Source organism: Candidatus Nitrosocosmicus sp. T (genome assembly GCF_054408485.1).
Map to the genome: position 1 here is coordinate 2849936 of NZ_CP166992.1, position 17872 is coordinate 2867807.

At 33.3% G+C, this 17872-nt stretch carries 19 protein-coding genes and 2 tRNA genes; 5 read left to right on the plus strand and 16 right to left on the minus strand.

What is annotated here, in order from left to right; translation table 11 throughout:
• Nucleotides 1–41 precede the first annotated feature (41 nt).
• The 4 genes from AB0A59_RS14705 to AB0A59_RS14720 form a co-directional block, all read right to left on the minus strand.
• Nucleotides 42–1274, minus strand: coding sequence for a phosphomannomutase (locus AB0A59_RS14705; RefSeq protein ID WP_458744975.1), 1233 nt, complete (start codon nt 1272–1274; stop codon nt 42–44).
• Between the two features lie 153 nt (nt 1275–1427).
• Nucleotides 1428–1838, minus strand: coding sequence for a transcriptional regulator (locus tag AB0A59_RS14710; protein ID WP_458744977.1), 411 nt, complete (start codon nt 1836–1838; stop codon nt 1428–1430).
• Between the two features lie 75 nt (nt 1839–1913).
• Nucleotides 1914–2207, minus strand: coding sequence for a 4Fe-4S dicluster domain-containing protein (locus tag AB0A59_RS14715; RefSeq protein ID WP_144731125.1), 294 nt, complete (start codon nt 2205–2207; stop codon nt 1914–1916).
• 101 nt (nt 2208–2308) lie between these two features.
• The gene (locus tag AB0A59_RS14720) at nt 2309–2530 is read right to left on the minus strand and encodes a hypothetical protein (protein WP_458744979.1); all 222 of its coding nucleotides are present in this window, start codon (nt 2528–2530) and stop codon (nt 2309–2311) included.
• 128 nt (nt 2531–2658) lie between these two features.
• On the opposite strand from AB0A59_RS14720, the gene AB0A59_RS14725 reads away from it, so the two are divergent.
• The 4 genes from AB0A59_RS14725 to AB0A59_RS14740 all read left to right on the plus strand — a co-directional run bounded on the left by AB0A59_RS14725 (nt 2659) and on the right by AB0A59_RS14740 (nt 6548).
• Nucleotides 2659–3486, plus strand: coding sequence for a class I SAM-dependent methyltransferase (locus AB0A59_RS14725; protein WP_458744981.1), 828 nt, complete (start codon nt 2659–2661; stop codon nt 3484–3486).
• Nucleotides 3486–4298 carry a class I SAM-dependent methyltransferase gene (locus AB0A59_RS14730; protein ID WP_458744983.1) on the plus strand — a complete coding sequence of 271 codons (813 nt, stop codon included), beginning with the start codon at nt 3486–3488 and terminating at the stop codon, nt 4296–4298. Before AB0A59_RS14725 ends, AB0A59_RS14730 begins: the two co-directional genes overlap by 1 nt.
• 44 nt (nt 4299–4342) lie before the next feature.
• Nucleotides 4343–5605, plus strand: a complete 1263-nt coding sequence (locus AB0A59_RS14735) for an MBL fold metallo-hydrolase (RefSeq protein WP_458744985.1) — start codon at nt 4343–4345, stop codon at nt 5603–5605.
• Nucleotides 5606–5666: 61 nt separating this feature from the next.
• Entirely contained in the window at nt 5667–6548 is an 882-nt protein-coding gene (locus tag AB0A59_RS14740; RefSeq protein ID WP_458744987.1) for a DNA glycosylase, read from the plus strand.
• A 14-nt stretch (nt 6549–6562) separates the two neighbouring features.
• Here AB0A59_RS14740 and AB0A59_RS14745 read toward each other — a convergent pair whose 3' ends face one another.
• The 4 genes from AB0A59_RS14745 to hisI all read right to left on the minus strand — a co-directional run bounded on the left by AB0A59_RS14745 (nt 6563) and on the right by hisI (nt 10399).
• Nucleotides 6563–7303 carry a hypothetical protein gene (locus AB0A59_RS14745; RefSeq protein WP_458744989.1) on the minus strand — a complete coding sequence of 247 codons (741 nt, stop codon included), beginning with the start codon at nt 7301–7303 and terminating at the stop codon, nt 6563–6565.
• 77 nt (nt 7304–7380) lie between these two features.
• Nucleotides 7381–8724 carry a ThiF family adenylyltransferase gene (locus tag AB0A59_RS14750; protein WP_458744990.1) on the minus strand — a complete coding sequence of 448 codons (1344 nt, stop codon included), beginning with the start codon at nt 8722–8724 and terminating at the stop codon, nt 7381–7383.
• 42 nt (nt 8725–8766) lie between these two features.
• Nucleotides 8767–9993: a threonine synthase gene (thrC, locus tag AB0A59_RS14755; protein ID WP_458744992.1), complete on the minus strand. Its 1227-nt coding sequence runs from the start codon at nt 9991–9993 to the stop codon at nt 8767–8769.
• A gap of 79 nt (nt 9994–10072) precedes the next feature.
• Nucleotides 10073–10399 (minus strand): phosphoribosyl-AMP cyclohydrolase, encoded by a 327-nt coding sequence (hisI, locus tag AB0A59_RS14760; protein WP_458744994.1) that lies wholly within the window; start codon nt 10397–10399, stop codon nt 10073–10075.
• Between the two features lie 125 nt (nt 10400–10524).
• Here hisI and AB0A59_RS14765 point away from each other — a divergent pair, with 125 nt between their 5' ends.
• The gene (locus tag AB0A59_RS14765) at nt 10525–11904 is read left to right on the plus strand and encodes a TiaS agmantine-binding domain-containing protein (protein WP_458744996.1); all 1380 of its coding nucleotides are present in this window, start codon (nt 10525–10527) and stop codon (nt 11902–11904) included.
• Here the strand turns inward: AB0A59_RS14765 and AB0A59_RS14770 are convergent.
• The 8 genes from AB0A59_RS14770 to AB0A59_RS14805 all read right to left on the minus strand — a co-directional run bounded on the left by AB0A59_RS14770 (nt 11886) and on the right by AB0A59_RS14805 (nt 17859).
• Nucleotides 11886–12002, minus strand: a tRNA-Met gene (locus tag AB0A59_RS14770). The genes AB0A59_RS14765 and AB0A59_RS14770 overlap by 19 nt on opposite strands.
• Nucleotides 12003–12431: 429 nt before the next feature.
• Nucleotides 12432–12550: transfer RNA gene (locus tag AB0A59_RS14775), tRNA-Leu, on the minus strand.
• A 51-nt stretch (nt 12551–12601) separates the two neighbouring features.
• Nucleotides 12602–13528 (minus strand): ABC transporter ATP-binding protein, encoded by a 927-nt coding sequence (locus AB0A59_RS14780; RefSeq protein ID WP_458744998.1) that lies wholly within the window; start codon nt 13526–13528, stop codon nt 12602–12604.
• Nucleotides 13529–13572: 44 nt separating this feature from the next.
• Nucleotides 13573–13845, minus strand: coding sequence for a DnaJ C-terminal domain-containing protein (locus tag AB0A59_RS14785; protein WP_458745000.1), 273 nt, complete (start codon nt 13843–13845; stop codon nt 13573–13575).
• Between the two features lie 22 nt (nt 13846–13867).
• Nucleotides 13868–14704, minus strand: coding sequence for a DnaJ domain-containing protein (locus AB0A59_RS14790; RefSeq protein ID WP_458745001.1), 837 nt, complete (start codon nt 14702–14704; stop codon nt 13868–13870).
• Between the two features lie 41 nt (nt 14705–14745).
• Nucleotides 14746–16647 carry a molecular chaperone DnaK gene (gene dnaK, locus AB0A59_RS14795; RefSeq protein ID WP_458745003.1) on the minus strand — a complete coding sequence of 634 codons (1902 nt, stop codon included), beginning with the start codon at nt 16645–16647 and terminating at the stop codon, nt 14746–14748.
• Complete coding sequence (locus tag AB0A59_RS14800; RefSeq protein WP_458745005.1) at nt 16648–17301, minus strand: nucleotide exchange factor GrpE; 654 nt, start codon at nt 17299–17301, stop codon at nt 16648–16650.
• A gap of 126 nt (nt 17302–17427) precedes the next feature.
• Nucleotides 17428–17859: a translation initiation factor IF-2 gene (locus tag AB0A59_RS14805; protein WP_144731169.1), complete on the minus strand. Its 432-nt coding sequence runs from the start codon at nt 17857–17859 to the stop codon at nt 17428–17430.
• Nucleotides 17860–17872: the final 13 nt, after the last annotated feature.

Below are 17872 nucleotides of genomic sequence, written 5' to 3' on the forward strand. Positions count from 1 at the left end.
TACCGAATTTGGATATAATTAAATTCAGTATTTGTTTCTCATTAAATTTTTTCATAAATTTCAATTATTTTATTATGAAATAGTTTGTACATAGAATCAACTTTTTCTCTAGTTGATTCCAATGATATTCTAAGTGCATGTTCAGTATTTGAGAAACGTATTAAAATCCAAGAACTATCATCTACAATAAATTTCAAACCATCAGTATAAATTACATCTGTTGAGTAGGATTTTAATGCAGATAATATTTTATCAAAGAGATATTTATTATCAATTTTAGGATCTATAGAATGCTTTGTTCGTATTTGTTTAAATTTTGAGGATAGAGTCATACATTCATTAATTGTATTCTGATCTAATGAGCTGATAAGTACGCTTGCCAATAATCCATCCCTACAAGAAGTAAAGCTTGGCATAATGAATCCCCCGCTACTACCTTCACCGCCTGATTGTGAATCGGTTTCAAACATCTTTTTTATCACGTTTGATTCTCCTACTTTAGAGACAAAGATTTGACCACAGTGATCATTAACATATTTTTCAATTGAGAGACTAGTGTCAAGACTAATGGTAAACCTTTTGAATCCATTATTGCTTATTACGCCGGCAATACATAACAACAAGGTTGAATCAGGATTAAGATTAATTCCTTCATTATTAACGATTACCAGTCGATCACCATCTACATCAAACGCAAAACCAAAATTCAACTTGTTTATTTTAACTAATTCGCATAATTCCACTAAAGGATCAGACGTCGGATCTGGACCACGAGAAGAGACCCCCATCTTGTCATTAATTCCAAGATATTTTATATGATAGGAATCTAGCAACTGATTAGCATAACCGCATGCTGCTCCTCCTCCAAAATCAATACCAACTTTGAAATCAGCATTAGATTGATTTGGTTGCGGAATATAGTTTACTATATCGTTAGAATAGCTGGCATTAATTTTGAAATAGTGGCCAATCTTATCATAATCTTGGATTTTCGTTTTTAATACCTGTTCTAAATCTTCCTCAAATAATCCTCGCCCCTTTATAAGCATCTTTAATCCATTCCAAGTTAGCGGATTATGTGATGCCGTAATCATCAAGGCAGCAGAATACTTTCGAGATTCTCTAAATAAAACCGGGGTAGGTGCAATATCTAAATCATAAACATTAATCCCTTGTTCTAATAGACATCCGGTTACAATGTCTGTAATTATTCCTCCTGATGGTCTACTGTCTCTTGCAATTACACAAGTCGGTATATCATAATTATTTTTCAAATAGATCCATAAACCCTAGAAAAACGGGCTATCTCTTGTATACTAAGGTCTTTGCCAAATATCCCTCTTATTCCTGAGATAGATATCTTCACGAAAATAATGAGATAGATGGAATAATTTATGTTAACTGGATTTAGGAAAAAAAATAAAAGATCAGGAGAAACGAGAGCCTGTTAACAGTACTTCGCATTGTTCACAGATTCTTTTATCTATATTTGATTCAATACTATGGTGGACATCACATATTATGAAAGTATATCGCATAAAATTACATAGTTGAATAAATTTTGTCATTGTACTTGGAGAATAAGCATTATTTATAGAAAGATCTTTGGATATATCGTTTATCATTTTCATAACTTCAAAATTATCCTCCAATTTAGCTACCAAAGAAAGATCACCCCGTGTTCCTCTAAGGTAATTACTAACTGCTGCCTGAGTAATCCCAAGAAGTTTTGCCACAGTTTCTTCTTTTAAATCATAATCTCGAATTAATTTTTTAGATAAAATAGCACGAATAGCAGGGATCAAGGACTTGGATTCAATTTCAGAGGGTAATAACATAATAATTCCTAAATTTCTAATTATATAAAGATTTTTTAAAATTAAATAAACAAAAAATAATTGGGTGATATGGATTTAGCCTTCTTCCCAGCCTTTACTAAACACACCGAATTTATGTAACGGAACTGGTTGGCCTGCAGTATATTCTAATGGTCTCATCCAGAATATAGCATGAGTTGGGCAAACACCTACACATGCACCGTCAGAAATACATCTCTCTGGATAAAAGACAAATGCTTTGCCTCTTTTCCAACCTTCAACAGGTTTAACACGAAGTACATCCGGACCTAATGCGGTACAAATTTCTACACAAAGTGCACACCCAATGCATCTTTGTTCATCAACATCTGGAAGTATAGCAATTGGCATCTAATAATTCACTACTCGTCTTGTAACGATAAAACTATTTAAACTATATGCCAATAGCAAAACAGTGTTATATAAAAGATAAAAAACTAGATATTGAATATCTATTTTTTAATTTGACGCATTACGTCTACTTGACCGCTATGAAGCCAGTCTTTTAATTCTTCATGTGACGGTTTTGTATCATGTTTACCCTGAAGATGAAGATGGAGTAATACATAATTTACCTGATTCAATAAAACCTTGTTGGCTTCATCGCCCTTGCGAGCTTTTGCTTTTAATTCCTCCGGAACGGTTCCCCACCATTCCTCAAATGATCTTACCATTAAAAAATCAGTGCTAAGTTACTTTATAAATATTTTGAAATATTAAATAATAGATATGGAAATTGGTAGGAAAATATCTTAAATTACGACCTTGAAAATACATATATCATATTATCAGTTTTTAAGGTATGCCATTTTTGATTGATGATATTAATTACGCACAAAAGGAGTTAAACACATTTAGATTAAGAACCTTCGGCATCAAAGATAGGTACATACATGAGAGATTCATTTTTCCTTTTCTTTGTGGTTCATATTTCACATACAGAAAGGTAGACGTAGAAAGAATAACATCAATAGCTAAAGCGATATCAAAAGATCCAACTTACTTAGATGTTGGATGTGGTTATGGCGATTTCTTGGAAAAAATTATTCAGTATTTACCTAACGCAGAAGGTATTGAAAAAAGCGCCGACATATTCTTCAAATTAGGAAGATACAAGCCAGACTATATAAAAATTGGTGATGCATATAATGGGATAGAAAAAAAGTATGATTTAATATTTGTCGGTTGGATGGAACCTGGAGTAGATTACAGGGATAAAATTGCTGCAAGTACAGATGTAATAATTACAACTTTTGATAAAGGTGGACAATGTGGAATGAATGGAGAATGCGAAATGGATGAATATGGGTTTGAAAAAATAGCAAGCTGGGTAACTCCATCCTGGATTGACGTTAACACCGAACTATTGAACAAGTATTATTCAAAAATATCAAATAAAACCATTGAATCTCTAAAACAGCTAAGGGGTGCACACAATTTGTGGTATGTTTATTCTAAACCAAAATATAAAGATATCATAAAAGAAACATTAATCAAATCTAATAAAAAAGATTACAATAAGGATGTTTATGAGCATGAAAAAATCTTGGATGAATGTGGGTTTAGTTATAATGAAGTGCTCCCTTCAAACCCGGATATTTGCTTATGGAAAATAAATTTTGAAGAATAATGCCTCCAGAAATAGATAATTTGTGTGTCGCATTAAATGCCTTAAAAGGGTTTAGAAAATACTCGATTTCAACGCATCATGAGAGATTCATTTTTCCTTTTCTTTGTGGTTCATATTTCACATACAGAAAGGTAGACGTAGAAAGAATAACATCAATAGCTAAAGCGATATCAAAAGATCCAACTTACTTAGATGTTGGATGTGGTTATGGCGATTTCTTGGAAAAAATTATTCAGTATTTACCTAACGCAGAAGGTATTGAAAAAAGCGCCGACATATTCTTCAAATTAGGAAGATACAAGCCAGACTATATAAAAATTGGTGATGCATATAATGGGATAGAAAAAAAGTATGATTTAATATTTGTCGGTTGGATGGAACCTGGAGTAGATTACAGGGATAAAATTGCTGCAAGTACAGATGTAATAATTACAACTTTGGATCAAGGTTTGAGCCTTGCAGTGGAGTTTGAGGAACAAGGGTTTGAAAAAATAGCAAGCTGGGTAACTCCATCCTGGGATGATATCAACACAGAAATAACTAACAAGTATTATTCAAAAATATCAAATAAAACCATTGAATCTCTAAAACAGCTAAGGGGTGCACACAATTTGTGGTATGTTTATTCTAAACCAAAATATAAAGATATCATAAAAGAAACATTAAGAAAATGTCTTAAAGATGAAGGGCAAAGAGAAATACACGCATATGAATTTGAGAAAGTTTTAGATGACGTAGGATATGGATATTTAGAGAGCATTAAAACTATTGATAAAGATTATCAGCTATGGAATATTGATTTTGGGTCGTAATAATGCAAAAAGACTAATATGATAAATAAATTAAGTAGTTTTCATTGAAAGTTACAACGTTAGGAGCTGCCAAGGAAGTTGGAAGATCCGCATTCTTGATTAATTCAAATAATACAAATATTCTATTAGATTACGGAGTTCTTCTGAAGAAGGAACCTCTTTTTCCAATTCAAGTGAACCCAAATGATATTGATGCAGTGGTAATAACCCATGCACATCTGGACCATTCAGGATGTGTTCCATCCCTTTTTCTTCAAGGAGATTCAAATCTAGAAGCATTAGCAACAATGCCTACATTTGAACTCTCCGAGTTGCTAATTCAAGATATGATAAAAATATCAGGCTTCTACCTTCCTTTTCAATATCATGATTTAGTAAACATGTTAAACCATGCAAGACATCTAGATTATAAGAGTAGTCACACCATAAGGGATACAAGCATTACTTTTCATGAATCAGGACATGTTATCGGTGGTGCAACAGTTTTAGTTGAATCAGATGGAAAAAAACTGTTTTACACTGGCGATATGAATACACGAGGTTCCAAGGTTCTAAGACCAGCCGACCTTGACGTGGGTGAAATCGATATGTTAATAATTGAGAGTACTTATTCCCAAGCTGAGCAGGTTCCCAGGGAACAATCTGAAATGGAATTGGTAAAATTTGCAAAGGAAGTAGTCGAGAGGAATGGTGTATTCTTTATACCGGCTTTTTCTGTGGAAAGAGCCCAAGAAATTGCTTGTGTACTTAAAACATATAATTTTCCATACAAAATTGCTATGGATGGAATGGCACTAAAAACTAATGATATAATGGTAAGATATCCAAAGTATCTTAGAGACCCTCAGATGTTTAAGAGTTCAATTGAAGATGTTGAAAGAATAACAAGTTGGCAAAGAAGGAAAAGAGTAGTTAAAGAACCCGGAGTAATAATTTCTCCAGCTGGCATGTTAGTTGGCGGTACAGCAGTTTTTTATATAGAAGAAATATGCAAGAGTCAATATAATGGAATTGCATTAGTTTCCTATCAAGGAGAGGGAACACCAGGAAAGTCTTTACTAGATAGGAGACAAGTAACTTATAATGGAAGAACAATAAAATGTTTGGCAGAAGTAAACAGATTTGACTTTTCAGGACATAATAGCAGGACAGAATTATTTGAAATTTTGAACAAGGTGAAAGGTGACCCTCAAGTATTAACTGTGCATGGGGATAACCTATCATGCACTAAATTTGCAGAAGAAATTGTTGATAAGTATGGGTACAAGGCTCATGCTCCAGATGCAGGTGAGACAACTACTGTTTAGCTAAGAAAGGAATACAACATTTTTGCATATAACAGCAATCTCTAATAAAATTTTCTAATAATTGAGCAACAAATATACTCTTAACGTTAATTCAACCATTAATAGTGGGCAATCTTTTCTTTGGGAAAAAAGAGATAATACATGGTATGGAATATATGAAGAATCGATATTAAAAATAACCGAATATGAAACCAAGGGTGAAAAAATATATGAATATGATTCTTTTCCTAAAATAGAGAACTGGCATCAACATGTTTTTAGACTAGACGATAAATATGAGTTGATTATGAATGAAATTTCTAAAAAGGATATAATAATAGACAATGTAACGAAAAAATATCCAGGATTACGGATCATGAGACAAAAACCCATTCAATGTATTATTTCATTCTTATGTTCCAGTAATAATAATATTCCAAGAATTCGGCTGATATTGAGAAATCTCTCCAAAAAATTTGGAAAAAAGGTAGAATGGGATGGTAATGAATTTTATACATTTCCAAATCTAAGAACGCTACACAATACTTCTGTACCAGATCTCTTACTTTGTGGATTAGGATATAGAGCAGAATTTGTAATAAAAACAGTAAAAGAAATAGTAAAACAGGAAACTGACATGATAAAATTAGCAGAAATGGATTACGATAATGCAAAACAAGAAATATTGAAATTAAATGGAGTTGGAGACAAAATAGCAGATTGTATATTATTATTTTCTTTAGATAAGTTAGAAGCATTTCCAATTGACACGTGGATCATAAAATTTTTTCAGAAAAAATGGGAACAAATCTTAGACGAAGATATGAAAATAAAGGAAAAGATTACACCCAACCAATATAGAGTGTTATCGAAAAAAATTAGGGAACACTATGGAAGATATTCTGGATATGCCCAACAATATCTGTACTATAGTATCAGAGAAGAATATGGTAGAAAATGGTAGCAGGCTTGATCTATCTATTTATTTCTCTTTTTTTTAGTATCGGCCGGTTTCTTTGAAGATTTATTAATTGATTTCTTAGAATTGGATGGGGTATTTTTTGCTGTTTTAGTAGAGGTTCTAGAATTGGATGGGGTATTTTTTGCTGTTTTGGTTGTAACATTTTTCTCTATTTTTAATATTCTTTTATCCATTTCCTTGAGTAAAGATTGAGTTTGTTTGATAGATATGGACTGCTTTTCAATAGAATTGAGACCTTTTTGTAATGGTTGAGTTACTTTTTGTATCTTTTGAATCTCTTTAAACAGTTTATCTACATTCTTATTAATGGTCTCCAAGCTTTTAGTTATAGGAGTTAAATCAATGTTCCTATGATCAGAACTGTTTTTTATTGTTTCCTTTCTATTCGTGCGATTCGATGTTCCCTCATCATCTTCATCATCTTCATCATCTTCATCATCTTCATCATCTTCATCATCCTCTTCATCCTCTTCTAATTCTAATTCTTCATCCTCTTCATCATCCTCTTCTAATTCTAATTCTTCATCCTCTTCATCATCCTCTTCTAATTCTTTTTCTAATTCCTTTACCTCTTCTTTTTCTAATTCCTTTACCTCTTCTTTTTCTTCTTGGTTATTATCTAAATTATCAGATTTTGAAGTGTCATCATCTAAAGATAGAACGCGATCATCATCAGTTGCTATTATTTTCTCTTTTTTGTTAATAACAATAGGAAAATATTGAATTTCTAAAGACATGTCTATACAGTGAAATAAAATACCAAATATTAAAACTGATCTCTATAAAATATTACAAAGTAATAAAAAAATACTAGCTAACTTATTGGTTTCAATTCCTCCGTAAAAGTATTGTAGATAGACAATGCTTCTTCTTCGCTTTTTGCTCCAACAATCGTAGCAGCTCCACTCGTAAGGAAGCTAATAAGTAGTTGATTTTGAAGGGACAAAGTTATACCCAAATTGCCTTTTGATTTCAATATATATCCATTAGATTCGGCGATTTTCAAAATGTTTGATAAATCAACTTCGTTTGTAATTTGGGCAGGGGTAACAGTGTACGTTCTCTTGCCTCGATCTCTACCGCACAATTCTTCTACCATAATAGACGGTATTTTGATATCTTTTTGTTCAACATGCAATCCGCAGGAGGGACATTCATCATGTTTATTCATTTGAATTTTATCAAAAACTAAATCATTTAGATCTACGTATAATAATTTATTGACTAATGATGGTTGCTGTCCAATTGCAATTTTTACTGCTTCAGATACCTGAATTCCTGAGACAAGATAAAGAATTGACGGATGTACTCCCTCAGTACTACAAGTTGGCATTTCATCCTCAGACAATTCAGGAAAGATGCATCTAAGACAAGCACTCTGATTTGGGAGAATAGTACAAACTGAACCAACCATTCCAAGAGCTCCAGCATAAATAAAGGGTATGCCCAGCCTTAAGCATGCATCGTTTAGAGCATATCTAGCATCAATACTATCCAAGGCATCAATAACTATGTCATATCCTTTAATTATTTTTTCAGCGTTAAATTTAGTAACAGAAATAGGAATAGCTTCTATTTTAACGCTGGGATTCATTTTCTGTAAACGTTCAAAGGCAGCTTCAACTTTTACCTTTCCTATATCCTCATCAGTGTACAAATGTTGTCTGTGAAGATTGGAGATCTCTATTACATCTCTGTCAACTATTCGAATCTCTCCTATTCCCATTCCCACTAATTGAGCTAAAACTGGGTTTCCTATTCCTCCTGCACCGACAACACATATTTTTGTATCTTTGAGTTTTTCCATCCCCACATAACCAATTTCCTCGAGCATAATTTGCCTCGAATATCTCAGCATATCTTGATTAGTTATTTCAGCTCCACCAGCAACTGCAGGTAGAATGTAAATAGAATCGCCTTCTTTCAAAACTGAACCCATTCCTGCAGTGTTAAAACGCATATTTTTTCCATTAATATAAATATTAATTAATGCTCTAGGCTTCCCATTAATGTCTATAACTCTACGTTTAAAATCATCACCCATAATACCTGATACAATGTTGAATGCTTCATCTAAGGTTGAAGCATCAATAGACATTTTTCTCTCTCCTGCGCCTTTGTTTAAGACGGACGGAACAACAAATTCTATAGTGGTCAATTTATAATTAACACCGTAATTTTTCGATTTATATCCGTTTGTTCAATGGATCATTGCAGAAACTAACCTGATATCAGGTTTTACTGAACTAGGAGTAGGAAGAAGATCAGCAATAGATTCGGTACTTTTAAGTCCGTTACCAGTAACGTAGCATACTATATTTTCGTCTCTATCGATTTTATTTTCCTCTATTAGTTTCTTTAAAACTCCTACAGCCACACCACCAGCAGGTTCGGTAAATATTCCTTCGGATTTTGCAAGTAATAAAATAGCATTTTTAATTTCAGAATCGGTAACTTTCTCTCCTATTCCATTAAATTGTCTTAGACGTTTTAGTACATATAGTCCGTCACCAGGATCCCCTATTGCTAAGCTTTTTGCAATAGTAGTAGGTTTTTCTACTGGTATAACTTCATTAGATCTATTCTTATAAGCATCAACAATAGGTGCACATCCATTGGGTTGGGCAGCAATTATCCTTAAATTAGAAATATCAGAAATTAATCCTAGATTCATTATTTCTTCAAATCCTTTACAAATGGAATTCAACATAGCCCCACTTCCTACTGGAATTACTAGTACATCAGGGACTGTCCAATTCAATTGTTCCAATACTTCAAACGCTAGTGTTTTAGAGCCTTCAACGTAGTAAGGTCGCATATTTATATTTACAATTCCATAACCATTAGAATCTCCAATTACTGAAGCAATCCTATTAGCATCGTCATAGGTACCATCTACAGCTACAAATTTGCCTCCGTATGACAAAGCTTGTGCGATTTTAATATCTTCTATGTCAGAGGGTGCGAAAATGTAGCAAGGTAAATTTGCTTTTGCTGCGTGAGCGGCAGTAGCAGATGCGAGATTTCCAGTAGATGCACAGCCCACGGCAGATAAATTCATCTCTCTAGCTTTTGATACTGCAACCCCTGCAGGTCTATCCTTAAAAGAAAAAGTTGGATTTACAGAATCGTTTTTAATGTATAAATTTTTAAATCCACCCAGACTATTACCCAAATTATCTGCTTTTTGCAACGGAGTGATCGAACCATTTAAACTAACTATATTTTTCTTGTCTTCTATCGGAAGAATTTCAAAATATCTCCAGTAGGTTAAATCTGAACGATTTTCAAATGTATGCCTGGTAATGGTAGTATCTATTTTATATTGGACATCTAATGGCCCAAAGCAATCCTCACAGATATATATAAACCTTGGGGAATACTCTTTATTGCATTCTCTACATTTTAGTGCACTTATAATTCCCATTATTTCTGAATAAAGAAGAACAATATGATAGATAAATCTCTCTAAATAATATTTAGTATTACTTAACTACGAGGATCAATCAGCTTAATTCATTGTGAAAACATGAACGATTTCCTGTATGACAGGCAGGTTTCATGGAATTAACGAGATACAATAATGCATCAGAATCACAATCAACTAATATTTTTTCTACTGGTTGAATATTCCCTGATTCTTCACCCTTCATCCACAATCTATTATGAGAAGTACTCCAAAAATGGGCATTTCCAGTTTCAACAGTTTTGGTTAAGGTGTACTTATTTGCATACCCAAGCATCAAAATATCTTTAGTCCTTATATCTTGAACCACTACAGGGATGATTCCATTTCGTTTTTCAAAATCGATTTTATCGATGGATTTTAACAACCTGAAATATTGGATCAAAAAGGTATAAGAATTTTCTATAATCCTAAAATTTATCCTTAAATCTTTGGGGTATTTTTATTAGACAGTATGGAATACTCAATACAATATAGACGTAATTGTTGCTAATGAATAATTGGAATAAACCTAGTGATGAGAAAGCTCTGCATATAGGATTTGATGATACTGACTCAATAAATGGAAGATGTACTACCCATCTATCTTATTTAATATCAAATATGTTAATAAAAAAATTTCATGTGGAATTTATTGATTTTCCACTCTTAATAAGGCTAAATCCCAATGTTCCTCTTAAAACTAGAGGAAACGGTGCAGTTTGTTTAAGAATAAGAGGAAGAAATTATGAAAAAATCAAAGAGGAGATCACTCATGCCGTAGAGAACTATTCCGAATTAGAAAACGGAGCCAATCCGGGTTTGGTTTTTTATGAAGGGAACGACATTAGTAAAGACTTGACATCGTTTAGTGAAAGTGCTATGGATACCATATTAAGTAAACAACTAGCCATAAAAATAGCTATGAAGAATAATATGCAATTCAGTATTTTTGGAAAAGGATATGGAATTGTAGGTGCGCTTGCAGCAACAGGTTGTCTTTTAGATTCGGATCATACATTTGAAACAATCGCATATAGAAGTAAAGAAAATATTGGAACTAATAGAAAAATGGATGACCTTAAAGTAAAAAAATTAAGCGAGGAATCATATCCATATACCTACAATAATTTCGACATTAAAAATAATAGAATACTAATTACTCCTCGTGGTCCTGACCCAGTGTTTTGCGGTATTAGAGGAGAAGACCCTTTAATAACCACATTATTTCTAAAAAACTTGTGTATAGAAGAAGAATTAGACGGTTATATGATATTCAGATCCAATCAAGGAACGAATTTACATCTAGTCAAAGAGAACAGTGGAAATAACATTAAACCATATACCGCAGGACGTATAACTTGTCAGGTTGTATCTACACCATCCGTAATTAATGGCGGACACGTAATATTTAAAATAAAGGATGGATTTGGTAACATATTACCCGTTGCGGTTTACCAACCTACAGGTCTGACAAAGATTGCAAGTATGTTAGTAATTGGAGATAGGATCGAGGTAGGATATGGTGCACATCTAAAATCAAATAATCAATTTACACTCAACTTAGAATACCTCATAATCAAAGAATTAGAAAGAGTGTATAACATTAGAAACCCCACTTGCGAGAAGTGTTCTAAGAATATGAAATCAGAGGGAAAGAATAAAGGATATCAATGTCACATTTGTAAAATAAGAAATAGAAATAGTGGAAAAATAAAGACGGAAAAAGATAGAAAAATAAAGACGGGTCTATATATTCCGGAACCTATTGCTCATCGACACCTCACTAAGCCATCATCCAGATATGGCATGGAGAAGCAATTTAATAGTATGGAAATAAGATATTTGCTAAGAAGTACAAAGTGGATAAAAGATAGCGGGGGGTTGATTTGAACTTACGGCTGGCTTTAAAGGCACAGAAACCGCTCTGCGGGTTATGAGCCCGCCGGGATAACCTAGCCCCTAAAAAGGTCTGGCTTCCCCACCCCGCTAAATAATATTGGTAATATAAGGAGTATATATACGGTATAGATGAGTGAATTGAATTGAGACCAAAGAAAGGCAAAGAAATTCAATTCCAGTCTTTATTTGCAGGATTATGTCTTTGTTAGTATATGAATAAGTGTATTAAAATATTTGATATCTGTATATTATTCTAATTACAAAATACGAATTTGAATAAATAACACTCATAGTTAAAATGTTTAGTGCACTACAGACTAACTGTCGTGTTGCTATTCTGGAATATCTATTGGACATGATATCACATTAAATTTAATTTATTATTGTAACCTTTTCATCTTTCATGATCTAATAATCACTATATATTAAGGGATTATAAGATCATTTAAGTCCAACATTCGTTATAGGCAATGGAGCAAACTCGCCTATTAATAAGAAAGAAACTTAAAAGTTTCTGATGCGGGAGATGGGATTTGAACCCACGGACCCCTAAGAGATGAGGTATCTCAATTATCCTGGTTTCTGAGCATCGTGTTTTAAATATCTCACGCCTTTGACCAGGCTTGGCAACTCCCGCATAAATTATTTTTGAAAAGCCCAACATATATTCTAATAAAAATTAAAGGATTTATTCCATATCAGATCCACCAACAAGATTTACAAAAATATCATCTAATGTTATAGGAGATACAGAAAATGACAAATTATTACGAACCAAAATATCAGATATTTCTCTTAGATTATTCTCATAAGTAAATAATCTTATAGAGTCAGAACTCATACTAATTGTTTTGCCAAAAGAATTGATGAAGTTCCTTAAATCATGAACATTATAATCCTTTGATATGTTGATGTCAATTCTTATTTTATAATTTAGAGTATTTCTTAAGTCGTTCATATTTCCTTTAGAAACGACTCTACCCTCGTCAATAATAAATATAGAATCAGACAACATTTCGGCTTCATCCATATAATGAGTAGTTAAAACAATGGTTATTCCCTTATTTTTCCAATCTTTTATGATGGACCATACCTGACGTCGTGATACTGGATCTAAACCTATAGTAGGTTCATCCAAAAATAGCAAAGGTGATTCAGTTGCCATGGCCATACCAACCAAAATCTTCTGTTTCATTCCTCCAGATAGATTCAATGCAGGAATATCTTTTGCTGAAAAAAGATCTAGTCTTTGTAATATGTCAGAGGTTTTCTGTGATGCGGACTCTTTCTTTTCGCCGCGTATCCTCAACCAATTATAAATATGATCCCACGGAGTTAATGCGCGTAAAGGTCTTCCTTCCTGTGGAACTATAGAAATTTTTGGGCGTATTTTTTCAGGAGACATGAGTATATCGTCACCGAATACTAATATCTTTCCTGATGTGGGTAACATTTGAGTAGAACAAATACGTATAAAGGTAGTTTTTCCGGCACCATTTCTTCCTAATAACGTAGATATTTTTCCTTCTTCGATTTGTAAAGAGATATCATCTAACGCCTTTTTATTGGAATTTTTGTATATTTTACTTACATTAAAAGATTCTATTGCTACCATATAATATAATATTGATCTAAATGTGTATGAAAAATAGTTTGTTTTTATTGTTCATTTTTTTTGAATTCCTTTGATAAATCTTTTAATAGATTTTTTTGGGTATCATTAATCTTATCAGGCAATTTTACTTCGATTTTTACGTATTGACTCCCTCTTCCAAATTTTCCGTATCTTGGCAAACCTTTTCCTTTGATTTTAAAAACAGCATTAGCCTTGGTACAAGCAGGGATTTTCAGTTTTTCAGTTCCATCTATGGTTGGAACCCTTGTTTCTGTTCCTAATATCAAGTCAATGAATGAAACATTGTAATTATACATCAAATCTCCATCATCAAGTACTTTAAAAATTTGATGCGGGAGTAACATGTACATGTACCAATAAATCGCCATTCATTCCACCTTGAATACTTTCTCCTTTCCCAGAAATTCTTAGTGTTACTCCGTCCTCAACACCAGAAGGTATATCGATCTTCAGGTTATTTGTTTTTCTAACTTTACCATTACCATGACAAGTATTACAAGGTTTTTCTAGTATTTTACCCTCTCCGTGACAAGTATTACATGTATCTAACGAAATAAAGGTAGAAAATTGATTTTGGTTATAGACTCTGCGGGTTTGACCCTGGCCGTTACATGTCGGACAAATTTTTGGTGAAGTTCCTGGGGAAGCACCTGTGCCGGAACAAACCGAACAGTCTTCGATTGTTGGAATTTGGATCTCTTCCTTCTTACCTTTAACTACTTCCTCTAAAGTCATGTTTACATCATATAGTAAATCTCTACCTCTTCTTCTTCTGTTTGAAGTTCTAGAGTTGAAGCTAAAGGGATCATTGTTAAAACCACCACCACTACCACCCATTCTACCAAAAATTTGTTCAAAAATATCGCCTACATTACCAAAGCCAATATCTTTAAAAATTTCTGCAAAATTGTCTTCAGATCCTCTAAATACTTCCTCATTACCTACATGGCCATACGTATCATATCGTTTACGTTTCTCCTGATCTGATAGTACAGCATATGCTTCAGAAATTTCTTTGAATTTTTCTTCTGCCTCTGGCGATTTATTACGATCGGGGTGATATTTTAATGCAAGTTTTCTATATGCAGATTTTAATTCATCCTTAGTAACAGTTTTTTGAACGCCAAGTACATCATAATAATCTCTTTTACTCATAACAAATCACAAAAATAATTAGTGTAGAATTATTCTCTTAATCAAGTATTATTTGATTTATTGGCTGCATCTTCCGCTGCAGACCTAGGATCGTTATTTTCCGGATTTTGATTAGAAGTACTATCACTGGGAGGTGGAGTATCAGATCCCACATCCCCTGCGCTTGAAGTGTTAGCAGCATTTTGTTGAACGGCCTGATATGCAGCTGTACTTATTTCAGCTAATGTGTTTTTTAGATCTGTTATTTTTGTTTTTATAGTATCCACATTATTGGCCGTTATCGATTCTTTTAATTCTTGGATTGATTTATTTACTTTATCCTTTTGTTCTGGAGTCACTTTATCTTTTAAGTCTTGATTAATCAATTTTTCTGCAGAATATAATAAATTGTCTGATTCATTCTTTAATTCTGCTTCCTCTCGTTTCTTTTTATCTACTTCAGCAAATGCATCGGAATCTTTCTTTAATTTTTCAATTTCTTCTTTAGATAATTTAGAGCTCGCCGATATAGTAATCTTTGATTCTTTGGATGTAGCAAGATCTTTGGCAGTTACGTTCAAAATTCCGTTGGTATCAATATCAAATGTAACCTCAATTTGTGGAACACTTCTAGGGGCAGGGGGTATACCAGCCAAATTAAACATGCCTAGTGAAACACAATCAGAAGCCATAGTTCTCTCACCCTGGACTACATGGATGGTTACTGCGGTCTGATAATCTGCAGCGGTAGTGAATACCTTACTTTTTTTGGTAGGAATAGTAGTATTTCGTTCAATTAAAGTTTCTTTAAGTCCTCCCATAACCTCAACCCCGAGAGTCAAAGGAGTAACGTCAACCAATAAAATATCAGTAGATACTTCACCTGAAATTATTGCACCTTGAATTGCAGCTCCCAACGCAACTGCTTCCATTGGATCAACTCCACGTTCAGGTTCCTTGTTCATGACAGATTTTACAAATTCTTTTACTATTGGCATTCGAGTAGGGCCCCCAACCAAAACTATTTTTTCAATATCGGAAGCTGACAATTTAGCATCCTTGATAGCTTGTAGCATTGGATTTCTACATCGTTCTACTACTGGGCGTAATAATTCCTCCAGTTTTGCTCTATTCAAAGGAATAGCAAAGTTCTTTGGACCAGTAGATTGATCGTATGCCAAAAATGGTAGGTTTATTTCCGTGGTGACTATGTTTGATAATTCGATTTTTGCCTTTTCTGCCGCTTCTCTGATCCTCATCATCGCTGCTTTATCATTTTTGATGTCTATTCCAGACTGGTTCTTGAATTCATTTACAAGATAATCTATCAAAATATTATCCATATCTGTACCACCAAGTTGAGTATCACCTGAAGTACTCTTGACCTCAAATACACCACCACCCATTTCCATAATGGTAACATCTAAGGTTCCTCCTCCAAAATCAAAGACCATAAGTTTGAGATCATGTTGGACTTTATCTAATCCAAATGCTAGTGAAGCAGCGGTAGGTTCATTAATTATCCTTACCACTTCTAGCCCGGCGATTTCTCCAGCATCTTTTGTAGCTTGTCTCTGATTGTCATTAAAATAAGCAGGAACAGTAATTACAGCTTTATCGACGGTATCGCCAAGAAATGCTTCAGCATCCTTCTTGATTTTTTGAAGAATAAATGCAGATATTTGTTGTGGAGTATATTCTTTCCCCAATACTTTAAACTTATAATCAGTGCCCATTTTCCTTTTAGCGGCAATAACAGTTCCTTCAGGATTTGAAAGCATTTGACGTCTAGCAGGTTCCCCGACCATTAATTGACCATCTTGCGAAAATGCAACTACGGATGGAAAGGATTTCCCTCCTATTGAGGCGCCTTCAGCAGCTTGTATTATAACTGGCTTTCCACCGATCAAAGAAGCAGCGGCAGAATTACTAGTTCCTAAATCAATTCCTATTATTTTTCCCATTTAAACTTCATCTCCTTTTGTATCCTCTTTATTATCATTATCGATATTTTTAATTATCTTTTTGGAAACTTCTACTAAACTGGGACGAAGAACACGATCATTCAATAAATAGCCCTTCCTAATCTCCTTAGTAATAATGTTTTCTTCCGTATCATCTTCAACATAAGAAAATCCTATAATTTCATGAAAGTTAGGATCAAAAACACTATTCAATGCTTTTATTTCTATAACATTCTCTTTTTCTAAAAAGAGATCAATATTTTTTAGTATATTCGTCAATCCTTCGAGAATTGAAATATCGACTTTGTGGTGTTTTAGCGTATCTAAAGCACGTATAAAATCTTCGCGTAAATTAACCACAGTTGATAAAATATCGGCCTTCACTGAAAGTATCCTCAAGGCGTTTTGTTTTTCAATATTTTTTCTATAATTATCGAAATCTGCTAAACTATATTTTAATTTGTTAAATGTGTCGTCATACAATTTTCGATAGTGTTCCAAATCGTCTCTTGTGTCCTTTAATTCGGCAGCCATATCTTCAACGGATAATTCAGTTTTTAAATTTTGATTAGATTCATCAGCGTTATCATCTAATAACAGATAATCATTATCTTGATCATTTTTTACTTGATCTTTGTTTTTAGTTTTATCCATAATAATAATTATTTTGGTTAAATCTAATAATTACATATCGATTATAGCGAAACCCGGAAGCAAAGAAAATATGATAAGAGAATATTGCATACAGTCGATATGGTGATTATCAATCAATTAAGCCAATCAAGCATAATTACTTTTTATAGAAGATCTTGCACCACAAGCTTCACATATCATAAAGCCTAGCTTTTTAATTTTTTCTGTCCTAGTATCTGGGCTACCGCAAACAGGACAAATAACATAGTCCTTTACATATCGATCTATTAAACCTCCAAATGAGGATATAGGTTTTCTGCCCAAAAAAATAACCCGTTCACCAGTAATATACCCTGCAGATGCTAACTCCTTATTTAGATATAGTAATAATTTTTCAGGATCACGTCTTAATGCCTTCGGAAAATCCATGAAATTTCTAAAAATTGTTCGTTGTCCAACCCATATTACTCTTGGAACAGGAACTTCAAGTCTGGCAACTTCTTTCTTTACCACATTTCCTAGTTTATTTTGTAATCTATCTAACAAGGACATATAACCAGATTCATCTTGGATTGACATGTTATAGATTACA